Source organism: Xanthomonas maliensis (assembly GCF_009192945.1).
Lineage (GTDB): Bacteria > Pseudomonadota > Gammaproteobacteria > Xanthomonadales > Xanthomonadaceae > Xanthomonas > Xanthomonas maliensis.
Genome location: NZ_NSET01000006.1, coordinates 1 through 18,319 on the forward strand (window position 1 = coordinate 1; position 18,319 = coordinate 18,319).

7 protein-coding genes are annotated in these 18,319 nt (G+C 68.3%); 6 read left to right on the forward strand and 1 reads right to left on the reverse strand.

Going from position 1 to position 18,319, the window contains the following annotated elements; translation table 11 throughout:
• The 6 genes from CKY51_RS01835 to CKY51_RS01855 form a co-directional block, all read left to right on the forward strand.
• Positions 1–1,623: putative porin (locus CKY51_RS01835; RefSeq protein ID WP_152248793.1), on the forward strand; the 1,623-nt coding region annotated here is incomplete at its 5' end.
• Between the two features lie 2 nt (positions 1,624–1,625).
• A complete protein-coding gene (locus CKY51_RS01840; RefSeq protein WP_031340127.1) occupies positions 1,626–2,279 on the forward strand; it encodes a hypothetical protein in 654 nt (217 codons plus the stop codon).
• Entirely contained in the window at positions 2,276–2,617 is a 342-nt protein-coding gene (locus tag CKY51_RS22350) for a hypothetical protein (protein WP_022973039.1), read from the forward strand. The genes CKY51_RS01840 and CKY51_RS22350 overlap by 4 nt, the downstream gene beginning before the upstream one ends.
• A gap of 23 nt (positions 2,618–2,640) precedes the next feature.
• Positions 2,641–14,706, forward strand: coding sequence for a filamentous haemagglutinin family protein (locus tag CKY51_RS01845; protein ID WP_170292283.1), 12,066 nt, complete (start codon positions 2,641–2,643; stop codon positions 14,704–14,706).
• Between the two features lie 264 nt (positions 14,707–14,970).
• Complete coding sequence (locus CKY51_RS01850; protein WP_022973041.1) at positions 14,971–16,308, forward strand: PstS family phosphate ABC transporter substrate-binding protein; 1,338 nt, start codon at positions 14,971–14,973, stop codon at positions 16,306–16,308.
• 376 nt (positions 16,309–16,684) lie between these two features.
• Positions 16,685–16,960 (forward strand): hypothetical protein, encoded by a 276-nt coding sequence (locus tag CKY51_RS01855; protein WP_152248795.1) that lies wholly within the window; start codon positions 16,685–16,687, stop codon positions 16,958–16,960.
• A 187-nt stretch (positions 16,961–17,147) separates the two neighbouring features.
• Here CKY51_RS01855 and CKY51_RS01860 read toward each other — a convergent pair whose 3' ends face one another.
• Positions 17,148–18,209 (reverse strand): Gfo/Idh/MocA family protein, encoded by a 1,062-nt coding sequence (locus CKY51_RS01860; RefSeq protein ID WP_022973043.1) that lies wholly within the window; start codon positions 18,207–18,209, stop codon positions 17,148–17,150.
• Positions 18,210–18,319 lie beyond the last annotated feature (110 nt).

Sequence of the window (18,319 nt, forward strand, 5' to 3'; positions counted from 1 at the left end):
CAGACCGCCAGCACCGTCGACGCGGCCCGCATCAGTCCCCAGGTGACCTTGCGGCTGATCGACCTGCTGGTCGCCAAGGGCGTGCTGACCCGCGAGCAGGCCGACGCGATGATCCAGGAGGCCGCGGTCACCGCGCCGGCTACCGCCACTGCGGACGTCGCCCCGGCGTCCAAACCGCCGTACCAGACCCAGCCTGGCGCGGTGGTCGTGCCCTATGTGCCAGCGCCGGTCCGCGAGCAGATCAAGGAGGAGCTACGCGGCGAAGTGACCGCACAGGCCAAACGCGAGGGCTGGGCCGCACCCGGCGTGCTGCCGGAATGGACCCAGCGCCTGCGCCTGTATGGCGACCTGCGCCTGCGTGGCGAAGGCATCTTCTACCCGGACGGCAACTACGGCTTCTTTCCCAATTTCGCCGACATCAACAACGGCTCTGGCTTCGATACGGTGGGCACATCGAATGCGCCCTTCCTCAACACCACCCGTAACCGCAGCCGCCTGCGCATCCGTGCCCGCCTGGGCGTGGAAGCACAGATCGCCGACTGGATCACCGGCGACGTGCGCGTGGTCACCGGCGCCGACCGTGGCCCGGTCTCCACCAACCAGACGCTGGGTGGCGGTGGCAATTTGGCCAAGGAGCCGATCTGGCTGGATCGCGCTGCGCTGCTGCTGCAGCCCACGCCCAAGCTGGGACTGTCGTTCGGCCGCTTCGCCAATCCGTTCTGGAGCAGCGAGCTGGTGTTCGACGAAGACATCAACTTCGACGGCCTCGCCGCCCGCTACGCCTTCGCGCCCGACACCGCGTTCGCGCCCTACCTGAGCGCTGGCGTGTTCCCGGTCTACAACACCGACCTGGACTTCGGCTCGACCAATACCGTCAAGACCCGCAGCCGCGACAAATGGCTGTATGGCGCCGAGCTCGGCGCGCACTGGCGCATGGGCGATGACACCGCGCTGCGGTTGGCGCTGAGCTATTTCCAGTACGACCAATTCGAAGGCAAGCGCTCCAGCCCGTGCCTGGCGCCCACCGCCAACGACAGCTGCGACACCGATGGCTCACGCCCGCAGTTCGAACAGTTCGGCAATACCCTGGTGCCGATCCGCAGCATCGTCACCGACCCGTCCAATCCGGGCGGGCCGCAACTGCAGTACTACGGCTACGGCAGCAAGTTTGGCGTCGCCAACCTGCATGCGCAGCTGGAGCTGGCGCAGTTCGACCCCATCAAGTTGGTGGTCGAAGCGGACATGGTCAAGAACACCCGCTATAACGCCGCCCGCGTGCGCTCGCTTGGCCCGGTCAACAATCTCGGCGATGGCGGCCGCTTCGATGGCGGTGATCAGGGCTACCTGCTCAACCTGTTGCTGGGGCATCCGCGCACGCTGGAAGCCGGGCAATGGAACGCGTCGATCGGTTACCGCTACCTGGAATCGGACGCAGTGCCCGATGCCTTCGCCGATTCGGACTTCCACATGGGCGGCACCAATGCGCGCGGCGTGATCCTCGGCGGCGCGTATGGCCTGGCGCACAACACCTGGCTGTCGCTGCGCTGGCTCAGCGCCAACGAGGTATCCGGGCCGCCGTACGCGGTGGACGTGCTGCAACTGGATCTGAGCGCGGAGTTCTGAGCATGCGCATGCGTCCTGTGCTGTCTGCCCTCGTGCTGGTCGGCTGCGTTCCGTGGATCGCCACCGCGCAGACCACCACCGAAGAACGTCTGCGCGACGCCCTGCGGCAGACCAGCGCGCAACTACGCCAGGTGCAGGCCGAGCTGGCGCAACAACAGCTCGCCACCGCCGCGGCGCAACGCGAGCACGAGGCCCAGCCACCGGCGCCGCCCGCCGCGAGCGCACCCAGCGATGCTGCGCGCACGGCGGCCTTGCAGCGCGAAGTCGCCCAGCTACGGCAGGCGCTGGAGCAGGAGCGCACGCAGCACGCGCGCGCCCTGGCCACCCAACAGCAGACCGCCGCCCAACAACAGCAGCAGCAGCAACAACAGGCGCTGGCGGACGCACGCAGCCAGACCCAGGCCCGGGTAAGCCGCTGCAACAGCGCCGGCGATGCGCTGTATGCCAGCGGTCGCAGCCTGGCCGGGCTGTATCGCGACCCGGCGTTCGTGCGCTTCGTGCGCCATCGTGGCCACGAGTTGTTCGGCATGACGCGAGTGGCGGAAGAGAACCGCGTGCACGCACTGGAAGACACGCTCGCCGACCAGCATGCGCGATTGCGCACCTGCCTGGACGGACGCGACGCACCGCCCCCGCAGAGCGCGGCGGCGCCATGAACCGCCTGGCCGTGGCGGCGCTGCTGCTGGGCCTGGCCGCGCGCGCCCTGGCCGGTTCGTCCGACGCCGCGGCACCGCCGATCTGCGTGGAAGTGCAGATCGGTCAGCATCGCAGCGGCCAGTTGTCGTGCTTGAACCAGCAGTTGCGCGACAGCGTGGCGCGTGCGCGCGCAGTTCCCAGCGCGACCGCGCCGCCGGTGGCCGGCACGCCGATCGCCCTGGGCCAGCCCACGCCGGCCGCGCTGCGACAACGCTACGGCCAGGCCTATGGCCAATCGCTGCAACCGCAACGCCCGCCCGCGCCGCAGTACGCCTCCCCCTTTGCACCGACGCGCTAGCCGCCTCGCCCAAGGATCTCGCCATGACCCGCACCTCCCGTCCCCGCCCGTTGCGCGTGCTGTTGCTGAGTGCCGCGATCGCCGCCGCGTTGGCCGAGCAGGCGTCCGCCCAGTCCAGTGCTTTCGTCCGGCGTGGTGCCGATCCATCCACCCAGGCGGCGCAGGCGGTGCAGCAGCAAGGTGCGCAGGCCGCCGCGGCCGGCCAGTTGGCGCAGAAATCGTTGCAGGCATTCCAACGTGCCGCGCAACTGCGGCAGGCGCTGGACGCCAGCCAGGCCGCGGCACGCGCCGCCGCGCAAGCAGCACAGGCCTCGGCCATCCCCGATGGTCTGGCGCAGGGCGGTCTGCAACTGCCGGACAACCTGCAGGTGGACCCGGGTGCGATCGCGCCCACCGACCCGCGCCTGGGCCAGCGCAATGTCTGGCTCGGCGCGCGGGCGCCGACTCAACAGACCAACAACGGCACCACCCAGGTCACCATTACCCAGACGCAGAAGAAGGCCATCCTCAACTGGGAGAACTTCAACGTCGGCAGCAAGACCCAGCTACGCTTCGATCAATCGGCCGGTGGCGATGCCGCCGCGCAATGGATCGCGTTGAATCGGGTCAACGATCCGAGTACCGCACCCAGCCGGATCCTCGGCAGCATCCAGGCGCCCGGCCAGGTCTATCTGCTCAACCGCAACGGCGTGCTGTTCGGCGGCAGCAGCCAGGTCAATGTGCACTCGTTGCTGGTGTCCTCGCTGGATCTGTTCGATCCCAATCGCGCGCTCAGCGACCAGACCTTCCTCAGTCGCGGGCTGTTCGGCACCACCGGCCAGAGCGGTGTGGTGCTCACCGGCCAGGATGCCGCCGCCTCCGGGGCGATGCCGGGCGATATCACTGTGGAGAGCGGCGCGCGCCTGAGTAGCGGATCGCAGGGCTACACCTTGATCGCCGCACCCAATGTCCGCAACGCCGGCACCATCGCTGCGCAGGATGGGCAAGCCTTGCTGGCCGCCGGGCTGGGGCTGCGGCAGTCGCAGGAGTTGCAGGGCCTGCTCAACCCCGCTGCCGGCACCGCCGCTCCGCTGGGGTTTTCCGGCTTCTCTTCGCCGATCAACAGCGACCTCTCGCGCATCGGCCATCTGGACAACAGCGGCATCGTCACCTCCATCCGCGGCAACGTGACCCTGGCCGGGTCCAGCCTGCAGCAGCGCGGCCTGGTCACCGCCACCACCGGCATCAGTCAGCCTGGCAGCGTCATGCTGCTGGCGATCGGCCAGGACAATGCCACCGGCGACGGCAGCCTGTTCGATTATCGCGGCGGCGCGTTGTCACTGGCGCCCGGCGCGGTGACCGCGATCCTGCCCGAACACGATGGCCAGACCACCGTGTCCAGCGCAGCAGCCGATCGCAGCTTCGTCGGTCCCAAGATGGTGCTGGCCGGCGCGCAAGTGCAACTGGCCGGACAGTCGCTGACGTTTGTTCCCGGCGGCAGCCTGAATCTGTACGGGCTGGCTGCCGAGAACACCCCAGGACAATTGCGCGGCCGTCAGGCACTGACCAATCGGGTCATGATCGACAGCGGCGCACAGCTGGCGGTCTCCGGCATCGCCAACGTGCAACAGACGATGCAGGACAATCTGGTGACGATCCCACGCGTCGGCCAGAACGAATTGGCCGATGCGCCGTTGCAACGCGATGGCACGCTGTTCCGCCAATCGCTGCAGTTCGACCGGCGTGTCAGCGGCGTGGACAGCCAGGGCCGGCCGTGGGTCGGCAGCCCGCTGCTCAACGCCCAGGGCTATGTCGACCAGGTGCCGCGCACGATCGACCAAATGCTGCTCGACGGCGGCAGCATCACCATCGCCGCCCGCGATGTGGTCATTGCGCCGGGCGCCCAGCTCGATCTGGACGGTGGCTATGTGCACACCCAGGGCGGCATGGTGGAAACGCCGCGCCTGCTCGGTGCCGATGGCCGTCTGTACGACCTGGCCAGTGCCGATCCCGAGCAACGCTATCTCGGCATTGCCGGGAGCCAGACCGTCAATCATGCGCGCTGGGGCGTCAGCGAACAGTTCGGCAATCCCCTGCTCGGCAGCCGCCGCTACTACGAAAGCGATTACCTGCAAGGCGGCAACGGCGGCACGCTGACCATCGAACTGGCACGCACCACCGGCCAGCCGGGCCTGGCCCTGCTGGGCGGCAGCGTATCGGCGCAGGCGCTGTCCGGGCGCTATCAACGTGCCGACGGCAGCATGGCGCAGGGTGGTGCCTTGCGGATCGACAGCGACAGCAACACCTATGCCGCCACGATCGGCAGTGCCGCCTTTGTCGAAGCGCGCGATGCACGCAGTTGGCAGATCCTCGACAGCACACTCGACTGGCCGCAAGGGCTGGCGCTCACGACTGCGGCGAGCGACGTGTCGGGCAGCGCAGGCGGTGCGCAGCAACGCGACAACCCGTTGTTCTGGTCGCAGCTGTCGACCCGGATGATCAACGGCAGCGGCCTGCAACAGCTGGCGATCGGCAATGCACCGACGATCGCGCTCGACGCCGGCGCGCGCCTGCAGGTGGCCGACGGCGGTAGCGTGTCGCTGCAGGCGCAGCGGGTCGAGCTCGATGGCGCGATCACTGCGCGCGCCGGCAGCATCGCCGTGCAGAGCGCCGGTGGCCTGGTCAATCCGCAGGATCCGCGCGCCAACGCAGCGCCGCTGTCGGTACGCGGCGATCTGTTGGTCGGTACGGGCGCACGCCTGGACGTCAGCGGGCGCTGGGTCAACGACGATCGCCGATTGACGCTCGATCCGGCCGGCAAGGCCTTCATCGACGGCGGCAGCATCGCCCTGGATGGCCTGCAGGCCCGCCTCACCGATTCGCTAAGCGGCGTGACGCGCGACCTCAGCGCCTCGGTGCAGGTCGCATCCGGTGCCGTGCTCGATGCATCCAGCGGCGGCTATGTCGCCCAGGATGGCAGCCTGACGCTCCGCGATGGCCGTCCGCTCGGCCATGGCGGCGACATCGCGCTGCGTACGTACGTGCGCGCCGGCAACGACGGCATCCCCACCCCGGCCGACGCCACCGATCTGCCGGTGGCCGACAATGCCGGCCGCCTGCAGTTCGATCCGGCCAGCCTGCATGCCGACAACTTCGCTGGCGGCGGCACGCTGCGTCTGCAGGCCTTCGGCGTGCAGATCGGGGCTGCGACGGCGAGCGACCCGCGGGTGCTGCAGCTGGCACCGGATTTCTTCGATGGACGCAGCTTCGGCAGCTACGATCTGGCGGCCTATCGCGATGCCAGCATCGCCGCCGGCGCCCAGGTACGGGTTCGCCAGCGCAACCTGATTCCCGACCAGCAGGCGCTGCGCAGCGCTCCCAGCGACAGCGCGGTGGTGGCCGGCGCGTCGCAAGCCGGCGGCAATGGGTATGCCACGCTTGCAACGCTGGATCCGTTCTATCGCCCGACGACCGATTTTGCGCTGCGTGGTGGCGAATTCCTGGCCTGGTCGGGCGCCAACCCGAACCTGAGCATCGCCAGCGGCCGCACCGCACTGGAAACCGGTGCCCAGCTGCTGCTGGACCCGGGCGCGAACGTGCGCGTCGGTGGCCGCGGCCAGGTCGATGTGCTCGGCAGCATCCAGAGCCAGGGCGGTCGCATCGCGATTTCCGGCGACTCCTCCGCCGACTCCGGCCTGTCCGCCCCGTCCGGCGGCGCGTCCGGCGTGGCGTACGCATTGCCGGGCAAATCGGTCTGGCTGGGCGCGGACAGCCGCCTGGATGTCTCCGGCATCGCCCTGCTCGATCCGCAGGCCGCGCTGCGCCCCAGCGCACGCGGCCTGGTGCAACCGCGTAGCGGACGCGTGCTCGACGGTGGCCAGATCATCCTCAGCAACGACAGCGGTGCCGTCGTGGTGGCCGCAGGCGCGCAACTGGATCTGCGCGGCAGTGCCGCGGTGCTCGACCTGCCCAGCGGCAACGGCGCGATCGGCGCCAGCGACACCTTGCAAGCGCAGACGGTCGGCAGCGCTGGCGGCCAGCTCGACCTGGCCGCGAACACCGGCCTGTTCTTCGAAGGCGCGATACGCGCTGCCGGCGGCACTGGGCAGGATCGCGGCGGTACGCTCTCGCTGTTGCCGCTCAATCTGGTCGATGGCCCGACCACCGTCCTGCCCGGGCCCAGCGGCATCATCCTCACCCAGCACGACAGCCGCCTGCCGGCGAGCGCGCAGTTGGGTCTGCCGTTGCCATCCGCTGGCGCCACGCCGGCACCGTTGTATTTTGCTGTCGATCGGCTGGACGGCAGCGGCATCGATACGCTGCGAGTCGGCGACCAGACCGGCGGCGAGCATGCGATGGTGCCGATCGGCTTTGCTGGCGATGTGACGCTGTCGCTGTCGCGCGCACTGCAATTGAACGCGCCGTCCTATGCGTTGCTGCGGGCCGATGCGCAGGATTTCTCCCGCCTGGCGGACGGCAGCCAGGTCAGCCTGAGTGCGGCCTATGTCGGCCTCAACGGTTGGCGTCAACCGAGCCGTGACGCCACCGTGTTGCCGCAGCCACGCAGCGGCAGCGGTACCACATTGGACGTACAGGCGCAGCAGCTGGATATCGGCGGCCAGCTCGCGCTGGATGGCGTCAGCCAAGCGGTGCTGTCCAGCACCGGTGCAGTGCGTCTGCACACACCGACCGACTACGCCTACCAGTTGGACGCCAACGGCGTGGCGAGCGCACGTGCCGGCGAACTGCTGACCGCCGGCGACCTGACCCTGCGTGCCGCGCAGATTTACCCGGCCAGCGGCGAGACCTTCCTGGTGCGTGCACTCGGTGTCGCCGATGCCAGCGGCACCCGGGCCGACACCACGATCCACATCCAGGCGCAGGGCGCGCTGCCGGCAGTGCCGCTGTCGGCCGGCGGCACGCTGGCGCTGGACGCCACCACCATCGTGCAAGAAGGCCGACTGCGCGCGCCGGGTGGTCAAGTGCTGCTGGGCGCCAGCGGCGACCCGCAGGACCCGGCCAGTGCGGTCTTCGGTGCGCGGGCGCTGACGCCGACCCGCACGCTGCAGCTGGGCGCCGGCAGCCTGACCTCGGTGTCGCTGGAGGGCGCGGTACTGCCGTACGGCACGACCGTCGACGGCAGCCAGTGGCGTTACGACTTCAGTCCCACCGGCAGCAGCGCTGCATTGACCGCGCCGCCACGCAAGCAGATCCTCCTGCAGGCCGACGCGATTGCGCTGGACGCCGGCGCACAGGTGAACGTGTCCGGCGGTGGCGATCTGCAGGCCAGCGAGTGGGTGCCCGGCACCGGCGGCAGCCGCGACGTGCTGTCTTCCAACAACACCAGCTACGCCACCGGCGTGGCGACGCAGGTACCGCTGTATCCGGACGGCCGCACGGTCTACGCGATCGTGCCGGGCGCGCAGCCGCTGGTCGCGGCCACCGACGCCGCATTCGAGCGCAGCGAAGGCGCGCCTGCGTTGGGCAGCGCGGTGGCGTTGAGTGGCGTTCCAGGACTGCCCGATGGCACCTACACCTTGCTGCCGGCGAAGTACGCCACCCTGCCCGGCGCCTACCGCGTGGTCGCCCGCAGCGGCAGCAGCGATGCTACCTCGGCACAAAACCTGATCGCGCCCGATGGCACTGCGGTGGTCGCCGGACGTCTGGTCGACACCTTGAGCGGCACCGGCAACGCGCGCACGCAATGGTTCGACGTGCAATCGGCCGCCAGCTGGGGGCTGTACTCGGAATACACCAGCAGCCGCGCCAACAGCTTCTTCGCCAAGCAGGCGGCCAGCGCCGGCCAGGTCGCACCGGCCCTGCCGCGCGATGGTGGACAGCTGATCCTGGCCGCCGGCGAACGGCTTGCGCTGGGCGCCACCCTCACCACCGGCGCAGATGGCGGCAACGCCGCCCAGGTCGACATTGCCGCCAAGGCGCTGCAAGTGCTTGGGAACAACCAGAGCGCCGCCAGCGGCTATCTCGGCGTCAGCGCCGCCGATCTCACCACCTTGAATGCCGGCAGCCTGCTGCTGGGCGGCATCCGCACGCAGACCACGGACGGCACGCGGGTGCAGGTCACCGCGCAGGATGTGCGCGTCAGCAACGATGCCAATGCGCCACTACGTGCGGCCGAGCTGCTGCTGGTCGCCGACGGTGCCGGTGGCAACGGCGTGCACGTGGATGCCGGCAGCGTCCTGCAGGCCAGTGGCGGCAATGGCACGGCGGCAACCTCAACGCTGTTGCTGGGCACGCCGACCAGCAGCGACGGCGACGCGGCGCTGGTGCGCTTGTCCAGCCTCGGCGCAGCCACACTGCAACGCACTCAGTCCGGTGATGCCGCACGACCGCGCGCGATGCTGCAGATCGGCGATGCCGCCGTGCTCGACGGCGCCGCTGCGCTGACGCTGGATTCGACCGGCGACAGCGCCATCGCTGCCGGCGCCTTGCTGCGCGCCGAGCGCATCGATGCCAGTGCCGGGCATGTCCGACTGGATCCGAATGCGCTCGGCAGCGACGCCGACGGCCTGGTGCTCGGCCCGGCCAGCCTGGGCCAGTTCGCTCAGGCCAAGCAGGTCACGGTGCGCAGCTATGGCGACATGGACCTGGCCGCCGGGCTCGACCTGCGGGTGGGCACGGCGCTCACCCTCAGTGCGCAGCGCTTCGTCGGCGAAGGTGGCGATGTCGGCCTGAGCGCAGACCGGCTCACCCTGTCCAATCTCGGCGGCAGCGATGCCGCGCCCGCAGACGATGCCGTGATCAGCGGCGGCACGCTGCGGCTGCAAGGTCGCGAGCTGGTCTTCGCTGGCGGCGACAAGCAATTGCTCGGCTTCGGCGCCCTGCTGGCCGATGCCAGCCAGACGCTGTCGGTGCAGGACCGTGGTCAGTTCGATGCCGGCGTGGCCAGCGTGCGCTTGCGTGCGCCCTTGCTGCGCGCCGATGCCGGCGCCGACCAGACCCTGCGCACCAGCGGGGCGATGCAGCTGCAACGCACCGACGGCAATGTCGACAGCGCCCAGCCGCTGGGCGGCCGCATCGGTCTGGAAGGCGGCAGCATCGACAGCACGGCGCTGATTCGCGCCAATTCCGGCGCGATCGCCCTGCGCAGCAGCAATGGCGCGTTGCTGCTGCACGACGGCGCCAGCCTGGACACCTCGGGCATCGCCGACCGTTTCTTCGACACGCTGCGCACCACCCCCGGCGGCAGCATCAGCCTGACCGCCCTTGGTGGCGATGTGCGTCTGGACGGCAGCAGCCGCGTGGATGTCGGTGCCAGCGGCAGCGCCGATGCCGGCCGTCTGGCGGTGTCGGCCGTGCAGGGCGGGGTCAGCCTCGCCGGCACGCTGGCCGGGCACGCCGCGCAGGGGCGCGGCGGGCGCTTCACCTTGGACGCGGGCACCCCGATCGCACTCGATCCGCTGGCGGCGCAATTGGCCAAGGGCGGCTTCGACGGCGCCATCGACGTGCACGCCCGCAGCGGCAACCTGGTGCTGTCGGCCGGCCAGACCCTGCGCGCCGACAGCGTCAGCCTGACCGCTGACGGAGGTACGGCGGCGGCGCGCGATGCCGACAATGGCAACCTGCGCATCGATGGCAGCATCGATGCGTCCGGGTCGCAGGGCGGCACCATCGGTCTGTGGGCGCGCCACACGCTTGCCGTCAACGGCACCCTGCTGGCCCGGGCCAGCACCGCCGATCGCCGTGGCGGCAGCATCCAGCTCGGCACCAGCGGCACTGGCGATGGCACCCTCAATGCCGACTACGGCTACCAGAACGTGCAGGCCGACGCTGCCGGCACCATCGCGATCGGCCCGAATGCGGTGCTGGACGTCTCCGGCGGCAGCGCCGGTGGCCTCTCCGGTGGCGAGGTGCAACTGCGCATGCCGCTGCTCAGCGACGGCGAAGTCAATCTCACCGTCGCCGCAGGCGCCAGCATCCGGGGCGCACGCGAGGTCGGCCTGGAAGCCTATGCGGTGTGGAGCACCACCGACGCCAGCGTCGATCCGTCCAAGCACTTCGACGGCATCGTCGATCCGGCCGGCTGGTACGACGCCCAGGGCAACCTGCTCGTCGGCAGCTGGGCGGACCTGTCGGGCAATGCGATCGCCAGCGCGCCCACCACTCCGGCGCAGATCGCCGACTACCTCAGCCGCTATGTCTTCACTCCCGACAGCGCCAACGCTGCGCATCGGCAGTTCTACGGCTACGCCGACGACACCGCCGGCACGCCTGGCACGTTGATGGGCTTCGTGCAGAACCCGGGGTTCCGCTTCGAGGGACGCCTGGCCAACGTGCCCAACCTGCGCGCACGTCCGGGCATCGAACTGCGCAACCCCGATCCCGGCATCAACGGCGGCGAGATCCGCGTGCTCAGCAACTGGAACCTCGGCTCCGGTGCCAATCGCAATCAGCTCGACTTCCGCTACCAGGGCACTGCGCCGACGCTGAGCCTGCGCGCGCAAGCAGGCGTCATGATCAAGGCCAGCCTGAGCGATGGCTTCTATCAGTTGAGCAATCCATTCGGCGGCGGCGGCCCGCAGGCGAACTACCCGAGCGCGCAGGCCGGCTACCAGGCGGTGCTGACCTTTGGCCAGGACCAATTCGTCTCGCTGGATGGATTGATTCCGGCACCGCCGGCCAATCCCGGAGGCGATCAAGAAGAAGCGTTGCAGTATTACGGGCAGTACCTGCAGCTGTTGGACATGCTGCAGAAACCGCAAGCCGAACTGCCGGGTTTCCCGCCCGCCAATACGCTGCTGGGCGGCTTCATCCTCAACTACGCGCCGGAGTCGGGATTCCCGGTACAGGATTATCCGGGACAACCCAGCGCGCCTGCCGGGCCGACCTCGCCGGCCGACTATGCGCAGTACCTGCACAACTACGAGCGCTATCTGCTCGACCTGTCGGCGTTCTACAACGCGCTGGGCGAATTCGCGCTGCCCACGCTCACCCTGCCCTCGCTGCCGGTGATCGGCCCGCTGTTGCCGGCCGCCACCCAGAACACGCCATCGCTGCAGGCCAATGCCCGCAATCCGCTGCCGATGGCGACCACCAGCCTGATCGGTGGCGACAGCACCCGCTATCGCATCGTCGCCGGTGCCGACTTCGCCAACCTGCGTCCGGATGCCTTGCGTCGCGACAGCACCGCCGACGTGGTGATCGACGGTCATCAGCGCTACCAGGAAGCAGGCAAGCGCGATGTGCTGCTGCCAACCGTGGTACGCACCGGCACCGGCAGCATCCAGATCGCCGCCGCGCGCGACCTGCGCCTGGCCGATGCCGATGCCCCGGCCAGCATCTATACCGCTGGACGACCGGCCGCCGACAGCGAGATCGGCACCGATACCCGCGTGCTGCGCAACGAAGACGCCGATGGCAATGGCGGCGTGATCAATCGCAGCGCCGACCAGGTGATCGGCGCGCAGGCCAATGCGGAGGCGGCCGGCGATCTGCTGCTGCAGGCCGGTCGCGACATCGTCGGCAACCGCCAGGTGTTCGATCGCGATGGCAGCCGCACCGGCCTGGTCGGCAACTATGTCGGCCAATACTGGTGGCCTTGGTTGCAGCTCGGCAATCCGGTCGGCGCCGATGGCAGCACCCCGCGTGCCGGGGTGATCAACTATGCAGGCTTCGCCCAGGGCATCCTCAGCAGCGGCGGCGATGTCGCGGTGCAGGCCGGACGCGATGTTCGCGAGTTGTCGGTGTCGTTGCCGACCAGCTACCAGCTCGATGGCAATGGCCGTCGCACCTATGGCGGCGGTGACCTGGACCTGGAGGCCGGTCGCGACGTGCTGGGCGGCGATTACTTCGTCGCACTGGGGCAAGGCCGCCTGCAAGCGGGCGGCAGTCTCGGCAGTGCCTTCTCGCTGTCGGCGCAAGGCTATGCGGGCACCGGTCCGCGCAGCGTGCAAAGCGGCATCGATCCGATCCTGGCCTTGCAGGACGGCCAATGGTCGGTGCACGCAGGCAGCGGCGCAGCGATCGGCGCCATCCTCAATCCCAGCTACCTGGTCGCCTCCGGCAATGCCGCGCCGACACTGGACAACGCACGCGCGACCATCGACTACGGCGATGCGTCGGCAGTGGCGATCGAAAGTCTGAACGGCGACGTCCGCCTGGGCACCCTCAAACTGCCGGGTTTGTTGTTCGCCAATGGCCAGCGCGAACGCAACGCGCTGGGAGAGGATGCGGTGATTCTCAGCGCCAGCGCCTACGACAGCGTGCTGCCGGCGCAGCTGCAGGCGATCGCGCACGGAGGCACGGTGCAGATCGAGAACAGCGCACGCCTGTACCCGTCCGCGCAGGGGCAACTGGAACTGATGGCGCAAGACGACGTACGGCTATTCGACGACACCTTGGTCGGCAACAAGCGCAAGTTCCAGTTGGCGATGCTCGATCAGGCCGGCGCCTATGCCGGCGACGACGGCCTGCCGGCTGCCGATGACCACCTCGACCTGCATCGCGACGATCCACAACCGGTGCGTATCTACGCCCGCCAGGGCGATCTGATCGGCGGCTACGCCACGACCGGCTTCATGGTCAATCCGCTGACGCTGGACTTGCCAAAAGCGGTCGATATCCGCGCAGGCGGCGACATCGTCAATCTGGACCTGCGCGCGCAGCATGACCGATCGTCCGATCTCAGCCGCGTGCAGGCCGGACGCGATCTGTACTACACCCCCATCCAGGGCGGACCGCGCAGCGACATCACCGAGACGGTACGCTGGGGTTGGCTGGACCTGGCCGGCCCCGGCACCTTCGTGGTGGAAGCCGGACGCAACCTTGGCCCGTTGACCTCTGCCAACGAAGCGCTCGCCAGCGGACTGTTGAACGACCGCAATGCCGGTGGCATCCGCACCAGCGGCAATCGCCGCAACAGCGCGCTGCCCACGGTCGGCGCCGATCTGGTCGTGCGTTATGGCGTGGCCAATGGCGAGGATGCCGATGCGCTGGCGGCGCTGTACCTGGATCCCTCCAGCCCGCAGAGCACGGCGACCTATCGCCAATGGTTGCTCGACTTCATCGCCCTGCACGATCCGCGCACCGGCACAACGATCATGCCTGCTGCGATGTCCACCACGCAGCCCTCCATGGAGGCGACCACGCCGACCGATGCCTGGCAGCTGTTCGCGCAATTGCCGGCCGACACCCGCAAACTGCTGGCCGAGCGCGTCTTCCTGGACGTCCTCAAGCAAGTCGGCGAAGGCTACGCCGACCCGGCCAGCGCCGACTTCCAGAAATACGCACGCGGCTATGCCGCCATCCAGGCGATGTTCCCGGCCGAACGCGGCTATACCCGCAATAACCTGGAGGGCGGCGCCAATGGCGCTGCAACCCGTGCCAGCACCGGCAGTTTGGACATGCGTGGCTCGACGCTGCAGACCGAGCGTGGTGGCGATCTGCGCATCCTCGGCCCGGGCGGCGATCTGCAGGCCGGTAGCACGCTGGCGCCGCCCAGCGTCGTCGACACGCAAGGCAGCGTGCTGATCGGCCCGGCGCAGCAAGGCATCCTGGCGGTTGGCCATGGCGATATCGGCATCTTCACCGATGCCAGCGTCCTGCTGGCCCAGAGCCGCATCTTCACCCAACGCGGCGGCGACCTGACGATCTGGAGTTCCAACGGCGACATCAACGCCGGCAAGGGCAGCAAGACCAGCGCCGAACGTGCACGTGCTCGCTATCTCTGCGACAACGACCAGTTCTGCATGTTCGACGCCAGCGGCCAGGTCAGCGGTGCCGGCATCGCAACCTTGCAGCTGACCGCGGACGATCCGCGCGGCAGTGCGGTCCTGGTCGCTCCACGCGGCACCGTGGATGCCGGTGATGCCGGTATCCGGGTCGCTGGCAACCTGGTGGTGGCTTCGCAATTCATCGCCAACGCCGACAACATCCAGGTCAAGGGCGACAGCGTGGGCATTGGCACCGCGCGTAGCGTGAATACCGCTGCGCTCAGCAGCGCCTCCACAGCCGCTGCGGCTGTGGCCGGTGCCGCCGACGACCTGTCCAAGCGACCGCCCTCGGTTACCGACACGCCATCGGTGATCACCGTGCAGGTCCTCGGCTTCGGCGAATGCGTCGACAACGATCCACGTTGCCGGCCGAGTCCGTGACAGCGCTGCGCTCGTGCCCGTCATCGTGCTGGCACGTAGCGCTGCATTGCAGCCGCAATTTTGACAACTTGCGGAAAAACGTGAGTTTCCGCACCCGCAAAGCCGCAATCGATCGCAGTTGGTGCAGGTAAGAAAACCGAATTGGTGCTGTCGCACCACGATCATGCACAGCGCGCACGCTGCAACGGCGATGAAGTCCCATCGCATGCCATTCGCACGGATCCCCCGATCCGACCCGCTGTTTTCCAATGAAGGAGAAAAGCAGTGCGTACTTTCGTCAATGCTCCCGCTTCGCTCACCGCCGCCCTCGCCATCGCGCTGAGCGCGCTGGCCACCCCCGCTTTCGCCGCGGAAACCCTCTACGGTGGTGGCGCCACCTTCCCCGCTCAGCCCTATGTCGGCAACGGCTATCTGAGCAGCAGCCCGAACGCACGTCTGTCCACCAATGCAGGCAATACCTCCGGCACCGCCAGCACCGCCGGCATCAGCGCCGGCTCGGTGTTCGCCGCGTTCAGTGCCGGCAGCAATGCCAACAAGGTGTCCTACTGCCAGACCGGCAGCGGCTTCGGCAAGAACACCCTTGCCGGCAGCACCGCCGCCAACCAGGCCTGTAACGATTTCAGCACGTCCCCCGCCGGTCTGAGCGCCGCCGCTGCCGCTCCGGACTTCATCGGCACCGATGCGCCTTACAGCACCACCGATTACAATGCCTTCCTCAACGGCACCAATGGCGCATCGCGCGTGGGCATCGTGCAGATCCCCACTCTCGCCGGCGCAATCGCCCTGCCGCACAGCGCAGCCACCAACCCCAGCACCGCCACCTTGGCGCTGACCACCGCCCAGGTCTGCCAGATCTACTCCGGCCAGGTCAGCGACTGGTCGCTGGTGTCCGGTAGCGGCGCGACCGGCGCGATCAAGATCGTGTACCGCACCGACGGTAGCGGCACCACCTTCGCCTTCACCAGCTATCTGGCGCGCGCGTGCAACAACACCTCCAACGTACCCTCCGGCTTCGTGTTCACCCCGAACCAGACCTTCAACTCGGCACTGCCTGGCGGCGTGAGCACCGTCTACGGCTCGCGTGCGATCGGTGCCAGCGGCAACAACGGCGTCGTGTCGGCGGTGCGTGCCAGCGGCAACAGCAATGCGGTGGGTTACGCCGATATCGGTGAAGTCGTGCTGCAGTCGGCGCGCTACGCCACTGTCGACAGCTTTGACCCGACCCAGTTCGGCAAGAACAGCGCCGGTCAGGCTACCCCGGTGGCGCTGGCGGCCGCCGCACTGCTGAGCGGCCGCGTGCTCGACGGCGCTACCGTCAACACCGTGCCGGGCAGCGGCTCGACGACCGTCAAGAATTGCACGCGTCTGGTCAATCCGACGGCCGCAATCACCAATGCCTACCCGATCGCTGCGATCACCTACCTGGCCGGCTACACCAGCGGCAATGGCAGCGCGGCCCATGTGCAGGCAGTGAAGGATCTGTTCGGCATCTTCTACAACTCCACTACCCGTCCGGCGCTGCCGACCGGCTTCGCTTACATCGATGGCGTGGCGGCGTTCCGTCAGCAGGTGCTGAACACCGTGAGCACCTGCGTGCAGTAATGTTCGCGCAATGCAGATGACAGACGGCGGGCAGCAATGCCCGCCGTTTTTCGTTGCACAGACACGCCGATGTCATACGGGCTGCGGCGAAAATGCCGCCATCGCGTTCGCCAACGGCGGCTGCGCGTTTGCCAGACGATGGAGGTTGGTGCAGCGCAACGACGCCACCGGGCGAGCAAGGCTTGGGCGCGCGCGCGACGCGGCCTGGCAGCCCAAGCGACCGACCATGGCCTGGCTGGCCAGCGCATTCCCATCGGTATCTGCCGTGGGAGGGCTCGCAGATGGGGAACACCCACGGCCCCTTCACACAGCATTCCTATGCTGGCGGCGCGCTGCAGCCTTGCAGCCGATTCAGGTCACATCACAAGGAGATCGCATGAAGACCGTGTACCGCACGTTGCTCGCTGGATGCCTGCTCGGGCTCAGCCCCCTGGCCATGGCCGAAGTCGCCAACCTGACCAACAGCGCCGAAGGCGCCAATCGCGAGGCGGGTATCACCGCCGTCAAGAAGAAATTGCAGGAAGCCTGTGAGTCGCGCAAAGGCAAGGTGAATATGGACTCGTTCGAGGTGGTGTTCGAGAAGACCAATCCCAATCCCGACGTCCCCAAGCCGTACTACGTGGACGCCAAGATCAAGTGCGATCTGCCATAACGACGCCATAAGCACGCTAGTCGTCTCGTAGGTCGCAGTCCTTCGACCAAGGCTCCGCTCTGCGGGGCCTTGATCGTTTCAGCGCTCGATCGACGTCGGCCCCGCGCAGCCGGATCTTGCTGCGGCGCAATAAAGCGATGAGCTGCTCTTGCTTTCCTGTCTGTGGAGGGAATCCATCCGGCGTGCCTCAATCGGCTGCATGCCCCATGCGGGCAATTGCGACGTTGACGCCCAGCTGCGCGCGCGCAGTATCCAGGGTCGTCATGATCTGGACGACTTCGTCCAGTGGGTGCAGTGGCGATTCGCGGCGACCTTCGCCGATGTAGCGCGCGGCCGCGGTAGCCTGCCACGACAGTCCGTCGTAGCCATGGATGCTGGTCGGATCCACCCACTCCATCGAGGTTCCGGCAGTGCTGACAATGCGCAAGGCGCCGGGATTATGGAAATCGTTCCCGAGATCGATACGCGCCTGGCTTCCTGCGATATAGGCGGTCGAGCTGCTGCGTCCGACGATGGAACTGATCAACGTGGATTGCGCCAGGGTTGCGTGCGACACCACCAGCGTCGAAAACGCATCCACGCCGGTGTCGGTCAGCGCGCCGACCGCAGTGATCGCCGTCGGCGCCGACAGCACCATCGACGAGAACTGCACGGTATAGACCCCCAGATCCAGCAACGCCCCGCCACCGAGCTCTGCGCGCCGCTGGCGATGCATGGGATCGGTGGGTCCGGATTGACTGAGATCGGCAAATACATGCCGCACCTCGCCGAGCGCTCCCTGCGCCAGCAGCTTGCGGATCACCGAGGTGTGCGGCTGGTAGCGGCTCCACATCGCCTCCATCAGGAACAGGCCACGTGCGCGTGCTTCCTGTACCAGCACGCGCGCATCGTCTGCGCAGGTGGTGATGGGCTTTTCGATCAGTACATGCTTGCCGGCGCGCAGGGCCAGCAATCCATGTGCGAGATGCGCGCTGTGCGGCGTGGCCACGTAGACGATGTCGACGTCGGGGTCTTCCACCAGCGCTGCATAGCGATCGTAGGAGCGCTCCAGTGCGAAGGTACTGGCGAATGCATCGGCGCGTTCGCGGCTGCGCGAAGCCACCGCGAACGGTCGCTGCCGGGTATTGCGGCGCAATGCCCGCACGAATGCCGACGCGATCGTTCCGGGGCCGAGAATGCCCCAGCGCAGGGACGGTTCGCCCTGCCCCTGCAGAAACAGCTCGGGCTCGGGAATGAGGATGTTCGCCATGTGGTGACGTTCCGAGGTGATACGGCGATGCTAGCAAGGCGGCAATCGCATCGACGTGCGGCCGTAGCGACGGCATGCGACAGCATGCGACAGCAGATCGTCGTCGCGCC

Bases quoted from the DNA above. Each gene is read 5' to 3' on its own strand.
- CKY51_RS01860 (WP_022973043.1), bottom strand. From the start codon at position 18,209: ATGGCGAACATCCTCATTCCCGAGCCCGAGCTGTTTCTGCAGGGGCAG.
- CKY51_RS22350 (WP_022973039.1), top strand. From the start codon at position 2,276: ATGAACCGCCTGGCCGTGGCGGCGCTGCTGCTGGGCCTGGCCGCGCGC.
- CKY51_RS01845 (WP_170292283.1), top strand. From the start codon at position 2,641: ATGACCCGCACCTCCCGTCCCCGCCCGTTGCGCGTGCTGTTGCTGAGT.
- CKY51_RS01855 (WP_152248795.1), top strand. From the start codon at position 16,685: ATGAAGACCGTGTACCGCACGTTGCTCGCTGGATGCCTGCTCGGGCTC.
- CKY51_RS01840 (WP_031340127.1), top strand. From the start codon at position 1,626: ATGCGCATGCGTCCTGTGCTGTCTGCCCTCGTGCTGGTCGGCTGCGTT.